We start from the raw sequence: 14747 nt of genomic DNA on the forward strand, positions 1-14747 counted from the left end.
TCTCTACACTGCTTCCAAAAGCATCTATATTCCAATCGACAATAGTTAAAAAGTTATCAATCGTGGTAGAAACTTTATTTTCTATTACTTTATTAAAATAAATGAATGTAAAAGGACCAATAACAAGTAAAGGGATTAGTGCTGAAAACAAAGCTAATAAGATAATTTTACGCTTGATTGGAGAGTCGATGAGTCTCATTAGTTTAACCATTTGGTTTCTCCAGTTTAAGAATTTTGTAGCCATGGGGACGGTTCTGGTGGATCTAAGCTGTTGTTAGAATGGCCATGAGAACCGTCCCCATGGACACTAAAAGTGGTTTCACCTGAGTTACTTCTATCAATGTAAAGTTCCTCTTTTTCAACATTATACCCTATCACTGTTTCTTTTTTGGCTGATTTCAACACTTTTATCCCAAATTCCTTTGCTACTTCAAACTCAAATTCCACAATCATTTCACAAGTCGTTCCTTGAAGGTCCAAAAGGAGATTTTTGTTTAGTTCTAGTATTTGATTTATGTCGATATTTTATCCAGGTCCTGCCTTTGTCAAGGCTGTAGGCGAGGCTCTGCCGCTGCCGGGGTTTCTTTAAGTTTGGATCCGTATCATGATGGGTAAAAATGGCCACTAAACCGGATTTCCCATTAAAGAATCCTGAAGTATCCTTCTAGTCTACAACAGCATCGCTAGGAAGCACTCCAAAAATTAAATGACAAACGAAATAATTCAAGTGTCCGACTTGCAATTAAAACTTTGGAACAAAAACTACCACAAAAACATAGTTGAATATATTATTTATGCTCCTGGCGTTGGAGTGGCTCTGAATGCATTTACAGTCTTGTCCATAACAACCTGTGCATCACTTCCCGAATCAAGAATCGTATTTTGAAGCGATTCTTTTTCTACCAATATTGTTGTTACGGTAAGCGGCTCTGATGCATCGGTAGTCAACAAAGCATCTACTTGCGCAGAGAAACAAGAATCACTTATCTTAGCATGAACCTCCGTGGCAACAACATGATTATTAGAAATATAATTTCCATTACCCGAAACAATACGTATGATTACAGGTGTTGCACCTACCGGCTTGATGTTCTGAGTATTAATTACTTCAGAAAAGTGATTAGCAATTACAGAATTATTATTGCCACTGATATAGAGGAGACCATACAAATCATCTAAACCATTGTCTATTCCCAGAAAAGGAGTCCAAGGTTCATGGTCACGTAAAAAGTGATTTGAAGAAACCAAGTTTTCCGAACAATTATCCCTGAATACCACCATTCCTGGATAAAATGAATGAAGTCTATTATTTGTGATACTAGAACGTGTCACACCATCAAAATAGATACTGCTCGCACCTCGTGGAAAAACATTATTAGCTGTAATCAAAAGTCCACCAAAATTTTGAGCGTAAATTGAATATCCTTTAAAACCGGCTCCTATCAAGTTATCGGTTATTTTTGAAGCCTGTCCCCAACCTCGTAGTTCTATACAGTTACCACATTCAGCTATGAAATTATCATGTATAGTCAGTGCATCTGCATGATAAATAGTAATTCCATGCTCTAAATACACAAACCCCATGCCTGTAATCCGAAATGAGTCACAAGCACTTGCAACATAAATACCCGTTTTGCCGTTAGAGTATGTGTTTTCCGGATTTGTTTCCCCTGAACCATCTTCAATAAAATGCAAACCATCAATACAAAAGTCAGAAAACTCTACCGAACTTATTCGGGGATTTCCACTTCGTTCAACATAAAATGCAGCTCCTTTATATTCCTCGTCATTTGCTTCTATGGGAATATCTACAAGTATGCGACTTCCTCCCGGCCACAATTCATGTAAATCCGCCCATTCATTCTCAGAAGTATTAAAACGAATACTCGAAGATGTAAACCCGTGTCCAGAACCCATAATTTTAAGATAACTGATGTCTATAACTACTTGACTGCCAAGATGATAATCTCCCGGTGGAATATAGATAACCGCACCCGGCTTTCCGCCTTTATTCACATCAGTGTCCGTTTGCCTACTTTTAATATCTGCTATAATGCTATTGATTACCTCACCAATATCCTCATACGGATTACCGACAGGCCACTCTGTTACGTCGTAATAATTTTTACTAGCCATAAATAAATTCTCCGATCAATTTAGTGTGTTTGTTCATAAACTACTTTTTCCTTGATATAGCTGGAAGTAAATCCTTACGAGAGCCATGGGGACGGTTCTGGTGAATCTAAGCTTTTGTTAGGGTGACCATGAGAACCGTCCCCATGGACACATTACTTTAACCGATAGACATCCAGAGAGAGTAGTTTTACATTTCCGCCATTTGAAAACAACTCAATACCCTTGCTAAATGAGTCTGGAAAGATCAGACTGGTCATGATAATTTCTCCATTATTTGCAAAAACCTCAATAGAAGAACGATCCACAAGGACATGGAATTTTATCCGATGGTTTGGAGCTTTTACCACTGCACGATCGATAGATGAAAAGAATCCATTAAAAGAGGTTTCACCCGAGTTTCTTCGATCAATGTACATTTCCTCTTTTTCAACATTAAAACCTATCACTGTTTCTTTTTTATCTGACTTAAACACCTTTATTCCAAAATCCTTTTCATCCTCAAACTCAAACTCAGCAATAATTTCGCAAGTCGTTCCTTGAAGGTTCGCTAGGAGATCTTTATCTGGTGCCAGCAGTTGATTCTTAATGTGGATATGTTCATCACGGAGATTTTCCAACTCTTTTATTGGCTTTTGGATCAATAGGTCCTTAGATGTCAGAAATAGTTCACGTGGGAGCGTCATAGCCCCTCTCCACCCTTGGGTCGGGGTTTCGTTTGCATATCTCCAATTGCTCATCCAGCCTATATAAATCCTTCTGCCATCTGCCATGTCTGACCAGGTAACTCCAGCGTAATTATCTTTGCCGCTGTCAAGCCATTTTACTTTGTGATCCGGACAGGAATTTTTAAAGCTATGGCCGTCGAAATCTCCTACAAAATATTGTGTTCTGGAACCATAAGGGCTATCGCCATGACTTACGAGAAGGACCCATTTCGTTTGTTCTGGATGACCTACAACCGGCAGTTTAAATAAGTCAGGACATTCCCAAACTCCAAAGTTTTCTCCTAAGTGTCCTTCAAACGAACTTTCAAAGTGCCACTCCTTTAAATTAGGAGAGCTGTAAATTTCCATACAATCCCCAGCTGCCAAAACCATAATCCATTTATTGGTTTGTTCATGCCAGAACACCTTCGGATCACGAAAATCAATTTTCTCCTCATCTACTAAAATAGGATTATGACGATATTTTATCCAGGTCCTGCCTTTGTCAAGGCTATAGGCGAGGCTTTGCCGCTGCCGGGGTTTCTCAGAGTTTGGCTCCGTATCGTGATGAGTAAAAATAGCTACTAATCCGGATTGTCCATTAAAGAAACCAGAAGTATCATTCCAGTCTACAACAGCACTTCCGGAAAAAATCATTCCATTTTCATCAGGTTCTAATGCAATCACCAAATGCTCCCAATAGACCAAGTTCTTACTAACGGCATGCCCCCAATGCATCGGACCCCATTTGGTACCAAATGGATGGTATTGATAGAACAAATGATATTCATCTTGATAATAAACCAATCCGTTCGGATCATTCATCCAGTTATTTTTAGGAGTAAAATGATACGCTGGACGGTATTCTTCCTGGCAGGCTGCAGGCTTAGACATCAACATTTTGATTACTCCCTTCGAGGTTCAATAGTTCCTCCACTTCTTTAAGTTGAGGCATGCTGGGAATCCCCCCCTTTTTTGTGACCGATAGGGCCGCAACGTTATTCGCAAACGTTGCCATATCTACCACTTCACTTAACTTCAACTGGGAAGGATGAACGTTGTATTCGATTACTTTATGAAGAATCCCTCCTAAGAAAGCATCACCCGCTCCAGTGGTATCCACTGCTTTGACTTTATAGCCGCTAATTTTTCCAAAATCTTCTCCGTGGCGAAAAAGGCAGCCCTCGTTCCCGAGTGTGACAAATAGCAAGGATAGTTAAAATTCCCTCATCAAATAATCTGTTCCCTCACGAAATTCCATTTCTCCTGCGAGGAGGTGAAATTCTTCGTCTGATAATTTCACGACATCCGCATTCAATAGTCCTTTTTTCATCATTTTTTTGGCATGATCCTCACTCTTCCATAATTGGCTTCGATAATTAGGATCAAGGGAAATAATCTTGCCCATCGCTTTTGCCTGTTTAATAGCTTCAAAGGTTGCCGTTCGTGCAGGCTCATCTGTCAATGAGAGTGAACCAAAGTGAATGATTTTGGACTGGCTAAGGATTTCGTGGTCGACTTCCTCCGTTTGTAACATCATATCGGCACCAGGGTTACGATAAAAACTAAAGGAGCGGTCCCCCTCGTCGTTCAAATGAACAAAAGCAAGGGTGGTAGGAATTTCGTTTGAAAATGTTAATCCTTGCGTATCAATTCCACTATCAATTAACACCTGCTCAAGGTAATGTCCGAAAGAATCGTTTCCAACCTTTCCGATAAACGCAGCCTTTCGATTAAATTTTGCTAAGGCCGCCAGTACATTCGCTGGGGCTCCGCCAGGATTCCGAACAAAAGAAACCGTCCCATCCTCAGCATTTCTAGTCTGAGTAAAATCAATTAATAACTCTCCAATAGCTGTTACATCAAACATACATTTACCTCACTCCGCTATATGCCTTTTTTTCATACATCAATCAAATCGTTATTCTTTCACTGCTCCTAAAGTCATACCGCTTACAATATAGCGCTGCACGAAAAAAGAAAATATCATAACAGGCAGACTAAATGAGATGGCTGCAGCTGTCATTGGCCCTAAATCAAGATTATAAGCAGTTAAAAATTCTGAAATTCCAACTGTTGCCGTTTTAGCATTGGTACTGGTCATGAGCAGCGAGAACAAGAAATCATTCCATGCTAACATAAAAGTAAAGATAGCAGTCGTTGCCAGTCCAGGGAGGGATACCGGAAGAATAATTCTAATAAAGGCTCCGATCCAGCTGCATCCATCAACCCTGGCCGCTTCATCAAATTCCTTTGGTACCGAGTCAAAAAAACCAATCATTAACCAAATAGCAAACGGGACATTTAAGCTGGTATACACCAATATTAAGGCAAAATGGGTGTCAATTAAGCCCATACTTTTTATAATCATATACATCGGAATCGCAATACTAATCATTGGTACCATTCTAATCACTAACGTAAATAACAAAAAGTAGCTTCCTGTAATAGAAGAAAATCTAGAAATTCCATATGCAGCCATGGCACCAAAAAACACACTTAAAATGGTGCTGGCACCGGCCGTAATTAGGCTATTAAAAAAATATTTTCCAATAGGCAAGTAGTCGAACATTTTTATATAATTTTCTAGTGAAAATTTTGAGGGCCATAAAGTCGGCGGTGCCGTAACTGCCTCAGCGGATGGTTTCAATGATGTTAATAATAAATAGATATACGGACCTAAGAATAATAAAGCCAGCAAGCATGTGGCCAGCAATACAATCAGCGTCCATACTTTATGTTTAAAATGAAAATTAGCAAACCAAACTGGTTTTTCGGCAATCGTTTCTTTTATTGGCATATGGGCCATTATCTATTTCACCTCTCCTATCATCATGAGTGTCTTCTCCTAGGTGACCACATTTTTGTAATGAAGAAAGAACTTAGGACTAATAAAATGATGATAAAAATGACAGCCATGGCGCTAGACTGCCCAACTTCTCCATAACGGGTCAATGTCTTATACATATATGTACTTAGCAATTCGGAAGAAAAACCCGGTCCCCCTTGCGTAAGCACCCAGACAATATCGAATGTTCTTGCAGCATCAATAATGCGAATTAATAAGGCTACGGTTGCTACTGGGATAAGAGAAGGAAAAGTAATGTAACGGAACTTATGCCATTTATTGGCCCCATCCATTTCAGCAGATTCATATAAACTAATAGGGATTCCTTTAATACCTGCTAATAGAACAAGCATAATGAAAGGCGTAGTTAACCAGATGTCTGCAATAATCGTAGAATAGAGTGCAAAACGGGAGTCTGATAACCAGAGTATTTGATGCGGGTCAGAAAGTATCCCTAGTTTATAAAGCCCCCAGTTGATAATGCCGAATTGATCATTAAGCATGAATTTCCAAATTATCCCTGTAACTAAAGGTGCCAGCATAAGCGGGCTTAATAATAGTGTCCGAATAAATTGGCTTCCTTTAAAAGCATTACTTAGAAGCAAAGCAAGGATAAGCCCTAAGATAAACTCGAACCCCACCGCTACTCCTATATATACTACTGTGTTCCAAAGGGCTTTTAAAAAACGTTCGGAAGTCAACGAGTTTGTATAGTTTGCAAAACCGACAAATTCTCGTAAGGAAGGATTAATGATATCAATCTTATAAAAACTGTCTCTAATTAAAAGAAAGATTGGATAGACCAGAAATACCAACATAAAGATCCCCGCAGGAAAGAAAAAGATCGTCGATAATGCCCCATTTTTCAGTCTCAAGAAAACCGCTCCTTTCTATCAAAATATTTTTTAGAACCTCTTCATCGAATAGATTGCCGCATGAAGAGGTTCTATTAAAAACGTTTCAGTTTATTGCGGCGGCAATAAATCTTTGATTACATCTGCTGCCCAATCAAGTGCTTCCTGAGGAGTTTTTTCCCCTGAAAGTGCAAATTGCACGGCTGGAATGAGTGCTTCACTTTCAATTTCTTGCCATTCCTTAATAGCAGGTCGATTTTGTGTTTGTGGTCCGCTTAATGTCGTCATAAGCGGTCTCAAATGTTCATAGCCCTGCTGCGTGCTATACCTTTCAAATACAGATTTTCTCGCTGCTACGCCCAATGTTTTCATGAATAGTTCATTCTTTTCATAAATAAAGTTGAGGTACTCCTTGGCGATCTCCTGTTTTTTGGAAGAACTAGGAATAACCTGATACCATGGGCCTGGGACAGCACCTATTCCTGCTCCGCCGCCAATCATTGGAGCACTTCCAACTTTTCCTGCTACCTTTGATTGTTTAGAGTCATTTGAAGGGACATAAAAGTGACCCCATGCAAGCATCATCGCAAGTTTTCCATTCCAAAATAGCTCAGAAGTTTCAGCAGATGCCATTTCAAGTGCACCTGATGGAACTGATTGATCCTTTTTCAAAAGATCAACTAAGAATTGTAAAGAATCAACATACGGTTTCGTATTGACAAGAACTTTGCCTTTATCACCAACTACCAATGGTTTCGCACCTGCTTGGGCTGCATGATCAAGCCAGCTGGCTACCGCATCTCCATTGTTCGCACCAAAGACCGTTGTTCCGTACATATCCACTTTTCCATCATTATCGGTATCTTTAGTAAAAAACTTGGCAACATCACTATATTCATCCCATGTTGTTGGCGGATGTAGCTCATATCCATACTTCGCTTGGAAATCAGCTTTGTTCTTTTCATCTTCGAAAAGATCTTTACGGTAGATTAAATTTTTGGCGTTCGTCCATACCGGCATTCCATAAACCTTATTTTGATAACTTCCGCCTTCTACTAATCCTGGGAATAGATCATTTTTAAGGTCATCTGTCATGAGATCTTCTAACGGTAAAAGTCCGCCAGCTAGAGCAGGAAACCAAAGTATATCGATGGTTGCAACATCGAATGCTCCTGCCTGTGAAGCTACCTCAGCCTTAAGTTTGTCATAGACTCCGGTATAGGGAACGGATTCAATTTTAACTGTATAGCCTGTTTCCTCTTTAAATTCCGCAGCGGTTTCTTTTGCTACCTTAAAGGCCGGGCTTCCCCCTTCAACTAGAAGCGTAATCGTTTTGTTATCACCTTTTGCTTCGGAACTTCCTGTTTTTTCTCCCGAACAACCCGATAAAAAAAGAGATGATACTAATAATAATGAAACAATTGATAGAATCCCTTTTTTCTTCACCACTACATGCCTCCTTAATTATTAAATAAATTATCTATCCCACAAACCATGTTCAGGCCATCTTCTTGGAAGACGATCTTTTACTGGAGGCAGCCATAGAATAAGTTCTCTACTTTTTCTTCACTTTCATTGATTAATTGAATTTTCGCACCATCCGCCAATGGCATCGGAACATAACAGTTCATTGAGGCTGCGAATGGTCCTTTAGGGCCTCTTTTCTCCACCATCACCATACTAATGGAAGGGCAACATAATGCTTACAAGTAGCATGTCCTATTCCAAAGAAATCACCAAAAGGAACTCGTACACTTGGATTCTCCTCCCCATCCCAATACATCTAGAGGACAAGTTTCCGTAAATATTGAAGGGCATAGCATCTGGTTGTCATCCAAATAAGTTTGATACATCCAGCTCCTTTGATATCAGCCATTACGTGAGTTGCACCAGGTTCCACTACGGCAAAATCTCTATTTCCCCCTGTGCGGTCAAAACTTGATTAGCGTTTTGAACTTGCATTCTTAATAATGGTAATCCCCCAAATGGCTATTAGGCTGCTATACATTCATTGATTATTCTCCTCCATTGTTTCTATTCTTTTTCAAAAACTTGATAACGGTTACATTCCTTGAAGTAAAAATGATTAACTTTTATTTCCTTTTTCCCCCTCTAACGTTTTTGTAAATCCTCTTTACACTTTTATTGTAATAATAAAGGTGTTTTAAGAAAATTCTAACTTTTTTAGAAAAAGTTATATATATTTAGAACTTTTTCAATAACAAACATCCCAGAATAATTAGAAGCTTTTTTCGATGAGGTGACAGGCACAGGGCATAAGAGATAAAGGAAACACGAAGAGCGAAAGCAACCACTTGCAAAACAAATGATTGGCATCTTTGAAAAGACATCATGGGCTTTGCGACGAGCTGTACAGCAGCTTCTTTGAATATGCTTTGGCGCAGGAGCACCCGTTCTTCTGACAAAAGATACTAGGTTTTAGATATCTTGGATTGTCGGGTATATTGATTTGCAGCAATAAAACAAAAAAGCCTCTTTACAAAAAGAGACTTCTTTAAACCTGCCACATCATTTATTTTTTAAAACCAGCAGTGAACAGCACTCCACGTGTCCAGAGTGTATGTGGCAACACATGGGGTGTTGGTGAGGTTTTTATAAAAGCAATCATTTTAAGAGAATCCATCTGTACGTATTTTATGCTGCAGAACAAGGATTTTCGCTAAACAGTGTTCGATTTATTGTTAGATATCATCACTTTTTGGGCAGAAGATAGAAAAGCGAAAGGGGGTCGTTTCAGGTGCCTAATGAGATAATTGCTTCCTCAACACTTGGCATCGTATCATGGTGGTTACAAGAAGGGACACCTTATAGTCCAAGTTACTTTGCACAACAGATCTTTCCGATGTACAAATAAAACTGCCCATCATAATAAAAGGTCAACCAGGAATGTCCTTTTCCTGACCATATTAGTAACCAAAGGTAACTTAATTCTGAATAGTAAAACTCGGGTTGTTAACCCAAGTTTTTTAAAATTAATACATCCTTTGGTTCAACTTCTATTTCATTTTCTAAAATCTCTCCATTGAATAAATCAGTGTATGAGTTTTTTCCAAGTGATACCTTTTGTAAAATATTGCTGTGGTTTAATATAAATATATATTCATTATTTTCCTTCACTCTTCTAGTTATCTCTACCTCTGCGTCAGTTTTAAATATAGGTTTAATATTCTTTTCTCCGCAATATTTTTCAATTAATACTTTTATTAAATTGTCCTCTGGTTCCGATGCCACATATATGGCCTTTCCACTTCCATAAGAATTCTCTGTTATTGCAGGTAAGCCTTTATAGTAATCTTCTGTGAAGGTTCCTAGTACAATTGCATTTTCATTGTGAACTACTTCACATATTAATTTACATTCAAAGGTTTTCTCATTTTCCTCCAGCTGCTTTTCTACCCTTATTCCATTCTTCATATCAGGATATAGTGCATCAACCTCTTCTACCCATATACCAAGCAGTTCCTTAAAGGCACCTGGATATCCACCAAGTCTTACAATATCATTTTCATCAACAATGCCACTAAAGAATGTTGTTATGAATGTACCGCCCCTACTTACAAATTTATTAATATTTTCTATAGAGGCATCACTAACCATATATAAAAGAGGAGCTATTACTATTTCATATTTTGATAAATCTGAGGTAGGTTCAACTATGTCTAACGGTATATTTAAATCATATAAGGCTTTATAATATTTCATTATTCTATCAATATATGTTAAATCTACACTAGGTCCACTTGAATATTCAACTCCCCACCAATTAGCCCAATCCATAATTATTGCTACCTTTGATTCAGTTCTAGAATCAATTATTTTATCCTGAAGGTATTGTAATTCCTTGCCTAATTTGCTTAGTTCTTTTCCCATCCGCGTATTTTCATGTCCAACATGAGGCACCATAGCAGCATGAAATTTTTCACAGGCTCCTAGAGATTGCCTCCATTGAAAAAACATTATTCCATCTGCACCGTGGGCTATACATTGATAGCTTAACAGCCTCATTACCCCTGGTCTTTTTTGAGCATTATAGGCTTGCCAATTTTGCTGACTAGGTGTTTGCTCCATTAATAAAAAGGGTTTTCCTTTTTTTAATCCTCTTATCACATCATGTCTAAAAGCAATTACACTTGGATGATCTTTATTTGACGGATAACTATCCCAAGAAGCAACATCACATTGTTCTCCCCACCTAAATAAGTCTAACTCATGGCTTATACTCCATATATTAGTAGTAATAGATGTTTCTTTATGATATTTTCTTATTTCCTGCACTTCTCCATTAAAGCATTCTAACAAACTATTTGACATGAACCTATTGTAATCTATAGCCATGGGCTGAAAATAAGTTCCATCTCTTCCTGCTAGAGCTCCTGGTAAAATCTCTGTTAAAGCAGATGGTACCTCAATTTCATCAAAGTCATATATTGTATGACCCCAAAAGCTTGTATACCAACATTTATTTAAATTTTCTAAAGTTATATATTTATTTTTTAGCCATTGTATAAAAGCTTGTCTACAATTTTCACAGTAACAATAGGCACCATATTCATTGTTAACATGCCATAACACAATTGCTGGGTTATTTTTATAATGTTCAGCCATTTTTTCAGCTATAGTACTTGACAATCTCTTATAGTTGGAACTATTTGGACAAAAATTCACCCTTCCACCATGTTTACGTTTGCGACCATAAATATCCGTTCTTGTAATATCCGGATATTTTTTACTCATCCAAGCTGGCTGCGCCGCAGTTGGTGTAGCCATGTTTATGAAAATACCATTTTCATATAGAAGATTTACTATTTTATCTAACCATGAAAAATCAAATTCCTCTTCACTTGGCTGCAATTTAGCCCATGAAAATACAGGGAGAGTTACAACATTTACTCCATGAACCTTCATCTGTCTTATGTCTTCTCTCCAAACTTCTTCATCCCATTGATCCGGATTATAATCCGCACCATAAAAAAAGCCTTTAATTTTATCATTAATCATTGAAATATCGCTCCTTATAGCTCCATACAAATCCATTTTATTTCATAGGGTTTTAGTGAAAGCTTAACAGCACTATTTTTATCTCTGTAAACTTCTGTTTCCTGTACTTTATCTGAATTATTTATAATTGCCACATTGCCTGTTTGCAGGTATGCTGCACACTCAGTATTGCTGTTTGAAGTATACCAAGTGAACATTTCCTCCTCTTTAGCTGCTGCCCAATATAAAGCTCTTAATAAAATTCTTACGTTTTCTGGTGTATAAGGAAGTCCTGATATATACACTGCTCTACCCTTGCCAAATTCGTTCACAGCAAGATTTATATCTCCATTATCCATTGAAAGAATCTGTGTGCTATCACTAACCCTATATACATACTTCATTCCTTCGCCAAAATCTACCTTTGACTTTTGATCTTGTAATATAAAGTGGGTCTCCTCTTGCGCCTTATCATGTCTAGTATAACTTAATGTATAGCCCATTTCTCTATCCACACCTAGTATATCTGAGAGCTGGAAGTACTTACCTTGATGCTGATATGCAGTTGGTTCACCTATTCCAATGAATCCGCCTCCATTATGTACCCATTCTCTTAACTTACCTGTTACTTCATCATCTACCCAATACTTATCTCCTGACCATGCTGTGCCAGCATCACCAGCATTTATAATTACACCTATATCTTCCGGTATGCCCTTTTTCTTTATATCTTCAAAGCTCATAAATACCACATCAACTGGCATACCGCTTAAACATTCTATTACCCCTACATAAGAATATATTTTCTTATACCATAAAGCATGTGCCACCATATTAGTCTGCCAGCTTCTAAGCTTTCCCCAAGCATTTAACACAGCTACTTTAAATTTGGCAGTATAAGCTTTGGTTCCTTCCATCTTGTAATGGATTTCTCTAAACTCATTAGTGATTTCTTCTATCTTCTCTACAAACTCTGGAAACTTTAGCGCAAGACTCAAGTATCCACCATAACCCATTCTTTCCACTGGCTTTCTAAGTATTGCACGCCTTGCTTGTACCCAATTTTCTACTGCTTCCTTTGTTGGGTTTCCACCTTCATAAAAGGTATCTGGAAAGAAATATGGTAGAAATCTTCCTTCTGTATATTTTACGTGAGGAATATCGGAAATCAATCTTAAAGTAGCTCCGCTTCCCACAGAGCCTACCACTGAATCTAGTCCAATGTTTCCAAAATAATCTCCATAAGGTTCTGTTCCAATCCAGTTATCACCTAAAAACATCATTGCTTCTTTTCCATAGCTATGACATAAATCAACACATTTTTTAGCATTTTCAGCTACAAAGCCTTGAACAAAATCAATCCAATCTAAAAATTCCTTAGAAGGTACTCTAAAGGGGGAATTATAATATCCTTCATCAACGAAAGCTTCTGCTCTTAGCCTGTAGCCTTTTACCTTTTCAAATTCCTCCATGGCCTTTGGACTTACACTAGCACTGTATCCAAACCAATCAACAAACTTTTCCTTTGCTTTGTCATTATAAGCTATTGTGAAGTGGTAAAAAAATGTAGTAAATCTAACAACATCTACACTGGGATTCTCTTTAAGCCAATTATCTAAATAACTAAAGATATGCTCCCTGGTTTCTTCATGGATTGCATCATAAGGCATCTCCGGTGCTGTAGTCCAATTATTTGTTAGATGATTATACATTTGAGTTGTATCCCAAACTTGATATGCTAAAAAACTCACAGTATATCTATGCCACTTTTTAGCATTGTTGATTACAACCTTTTGAGTGTTGCAATCAAACTCCCAGTGGTTCACATCTAACAACTCGCCACTAGTTCTATCTATAACCTCCCAATATCTTTTAATATCATGGTCCTTATCTATTTCAAATTGTTTATTAAAGTATCCATCTAATAGGTCTATTTCTAACACCTCGTTTGCAGCGGTATTATGATTAGACATTAAATACTGCATTTGCAGTTGATCTCTATGGGAATAGGCCCACTGTTGATCATTTCTAACAGTTAAATAGGTTGTGTATACCTTTACTGCCATATCCATTAATTCCTTTGATAGTATAGTACCATCACTATTTCTAATGGCATCTGCTCCCCATTTTTCTATAATTCTCTTAACCTCATTATCAATTCCTGTTTCCGCCGGTAAAGTAAATCTACCTTTTCTTAAATCTTCTATCACTGCCTTTTCCTCCTTTTACTCGGAACATCGGGTTTTCACTACAACACACTATTCCTTCACAGCACCTGCTGCTATTCCACTAAAAATATATTTTTGGAATATAAAGTAGATTAATAGAGTTGGAATCATAACTATAACCGCTGCTGCACTTAGCATTGGAATAGAAGAAGTTCTAGGATCTTGTATACAATTTAAAAGTAAAGTACTTAAAGTTCTATGCTCCACTCCTGGCATATATAAAAATGGTATATACATGTCATTTAAAACATCAACAGCTTTAAGTATGCCTAAAGTAGCTGTTGCAGGAATCACCATAGGAAAAATTATTCGCCAGTAAATTGTAAAATATGATGCTCCATCCATCATGGCACTTTCATCTACTGAAACCGGTATCTGCTGTAAAAACTGATTATAAATGTATATTTGCATTAAATCTGCACCGGCATATATGAGTATAGGTGCTAAAAGAGTGTCATATACATGAATATTAGTCATTAATCCAAATCTTGATATTTCAGTAACAATACCTGGTATTATCAATCCAACTAGGAATATAGCAAAATATGCTTTTTTTAACTTGAAATCAAATCTAGTTAAACAATATGCAACCATAGTGCTAAGTATAGAATTTATAACAACTGCAGCTACAACCAATATCATGGAATTTTTAAATCCAATAAACACATTTGCACTTTTAAGAACCTCTTTATAATTTTCAAAATTAAGACTAGTAGGTGGTTTAAGTGCTGATTCTGAACCAATCTGAGGTAAGCTTTTAAATGATGCAAAAACTGTAATTAGTATTGGCAAAATTACTATAGCTGATATAAATATAAATAGTAGTATTTTTAGTACTCCTCCTCCACTGACAGATCTCCTTGTAATATTAATAGTGGTTTCCTTTTCTATTTCTAAGTTAGCTTCCATTTTCTCACCCCTTTAAGTTAAATAATTTTTTTTGAATAATGGAGAAAATTATTATTATTATCATCAATAC

The 14747-nt window shown here is 37.3% G+C and carries 12 protein-coding genes and 2 pseudogenes; 1 reads left to right on the plus strand and 13 read right to left on the minus strand.

Annotated features, from left to right (window positions below; all coding sequences use genetic code 11):
- The 10 genes and pseudogenes from V7659_RS16005 to V7659_RS32135 form a co-directional block, all read right to left on the minus strand.
- The coding region (locus V7659_RS16005) for a hypothetical protein (RefSeq protein WP_335540839.1) at positions 1 to 211 on the minus strand (211 nt) is incomplete at its 3' end.
- Between the two features lie 14 nt (positions 212 to 225).
- Positions 226 to 522: a GH32 C-terminal domain-containing protein gene (locus tag V7659_RS16010; RefSeq protein ID WP_420491735.1), complete on the minus strand. Its 297-nt coding sequence runs from the start codon at positions 520 to 522 to the stop codon at positions 226 to 228.
- A pseudogene (locus V7659_RS16015) lies at positions 455 to 679 on the minus strand (hypothetical protein); the annotation flags it as partial. The gene V7659_RS16010 and the pseudogene V7659_RS16015, both read right to left, overlap by 68 nt.
- Positions 680 to 792: 113 nt before the next feature.
- Positions 793 to 2136: a NosD domain-containing protein gene (locus V7659_RS16020; RefSeq protein WP_335540840.1), complete on the minus strand. Its 1344-nt coding sequence runs from the start codon at positions 2134 to 2136 to the stop codon at positions 793 to 795.
- Between the two features lie 152 nt (positions 2137 to 2288).
- Positions 2289 to 3740: a glycoside hydrolase family 32 protein gene (locus V7659_RS16025; protein WP_335540841.1), complete on the minus strand. Its 1452-nt coding sequence runs from the start codon at positions 3738 to 3740 to the stop codon at positions 2289 to 2291.
- Positions 3727 to 4710: pseudogene (locus V7659_RS16030) on the minus strand (carbohydrate kinase family protein). The gene V7659_RS16025 and the pseudogene V7659_RS16030 overlap by 14 nt, the downstream one beginning before the upstream one ends.
- Positions 4711 to 4761: 51 nt before the next feature.
- A complete protein-coding gene (locus V7659_RS16035; protein WP_335540842.1) occupies positions 4762 to 5649 on the minus strand; it encodes a carbohydrate ABC transporter permease in 888 nt (295 codons plus the stop codon).
- Between the two features lie 23 nt (positions 5650 to 5672).
- Positions 5673 to 6563, minus strand: coding sequence for a carbohydrate ABC transporter permease (locus tag V7659_RS16040; protein ID WP_335540843.1), 891 nt, complete (start codon positions 6561 to 6563; stop codon positions 5673 to 5675).
- Positions 6564 to 6653: 90 nt separating this feature from the next.
- Entirely contained in the window at positions 6654 to 7991 is a 1338-nt protein-coding gene (locus V7659_RS16045; protein WP_335540844.1) for an ABC transporter substrate-binding protein, read from the minus strand.
- A gap of 223 nt (positions 7992 to 8214) precedes the next feature.
- The gene (locus V7659_RS32135; protein ID WP_420491430.1) at positions 8215 to 8325 is read right to left on the minus strand and encodes a DUF2961 domain-containing protein; all 111 of its coding nucleotides are present in this window, start codon (positions 8323 to 8325) and stop codon (positions 8215 to 8217) included.
- A 975-nt stretch (positions 8326 to 9300) separates the two neighbouring features.
- On the opposite strand from V7659_RS32135, the gene V7659_RS16050 reads away from it, so the two are divergent.
- Positions 9301 to 9417, plus strand: coding sequence for a TetR-like C-terminal domain-containing protein (locus V7659_RS16050; RefSeq protein WP_335540845.1), 117 nt, complete (start codon positions 9301 to 9303; stop codon positions 9415 to 9417).
- Between the two features lie 98 nt (positions 9418 to 9515).
- Here the strand turns inward: V7659_RS16050 and V7659_RS16055 are convergent, their stop codons facing one another.
- From V7659_RS16055 to V7659_RS16065, 3 genes are read right to left on the minus strand one after another with little or no spacing between them, the layout of a single operon-like run.
- Entirely contained in the window at positions 9516 to 11561 is a 2046-nt protein-coding gene (locus V7659_RS16055) for a beta-galactosidase (protein WP_335540846.1), read from the minus strand.
- A gap of 14 nt (positions 11562 to 11575) precedes the next feature.
- Complete coding sequence (gene gnpA, locus V7659_RS16060; protein WP_335540847.1) at positions 11576 to 13750, minus strand: 1,3-beta-galactosyl-N-acetylhexosamine phosphorylase; 2175 nt, start codon at positions 13748 to 13750, stop codon at positions 11576 to 11578.
- A gap of 48 nt (positions 13751 to 13798) precedes the next feature.
- A complete protein-coding gene (locus V7659_RS16065; protein WP_218348604.1) occupies positions 13799 to 14677 on the minus strand; it encodes a carbohydrate ABC transporter permease in 879 nt (292 codons plus the stop codon).
- Positions 14678 to 14747 lie beyond the last annotated feature (70 nt).

Origin of the sequence: Neobacillus drentensis (assembly GCF_036966985.1) — a bacterium.
Classification (GTDB): domain Bacteria; phylum Bacillota; class Bacilli; order Bacillales; family Cytobacillaceae; genus Neobacillus; species Neobacillus drentensis_E.

What these genes read in the sequence shown, in the direction of transcription:
- V7659_RS16025 (WP_335540841.1), bottom strand. Translation starts at nt 3,740, where the DNA reads ATGTTGATGTCTAAGCCTGCAGCCTGCCAGGAAGAATACCGTCCAGCG.
- V7659_RS16055 (WP_335540846.1), bottom strand. Translation starts at nt 11,561, where the DNA reads ATGATTAATGATAAAATTAAAGGCTTTTTTTATGGTGCGGATTATAAT.
- V7659_RS16035 (WP_335540842.1), bottom strand. Translation starts at nt 5,649, where the DNA reads ATGGCCCATATGCCAATAAAAGAAACGATTGCCGAAAAACCAGTTTGG.
- V7659_RS16020 (WP_335540840.1), bottom strand. Translation starts at nt 2,136, where the DNA reads ATGGCTAGTAAAAATTATTACGACGTAACAGAGTGGCCTGTCGGTAAT.
- V7659_RS16065 (WP_218348604.1), bottom strand. Translation starts at nt 14,677, where the DNA reads ATGGAAGCTAACTTAGAAATAGAAAAGGAAACCACTATTAATATTACA.
- V7659_RS32135 (WP_420491430.1), bottom strand. Translation starts at nt 8,325, where the DNA reads ATGTATTGGGATGGGGAGGAGAATCCAAGTGTACGAGTTCCTTTTGGT.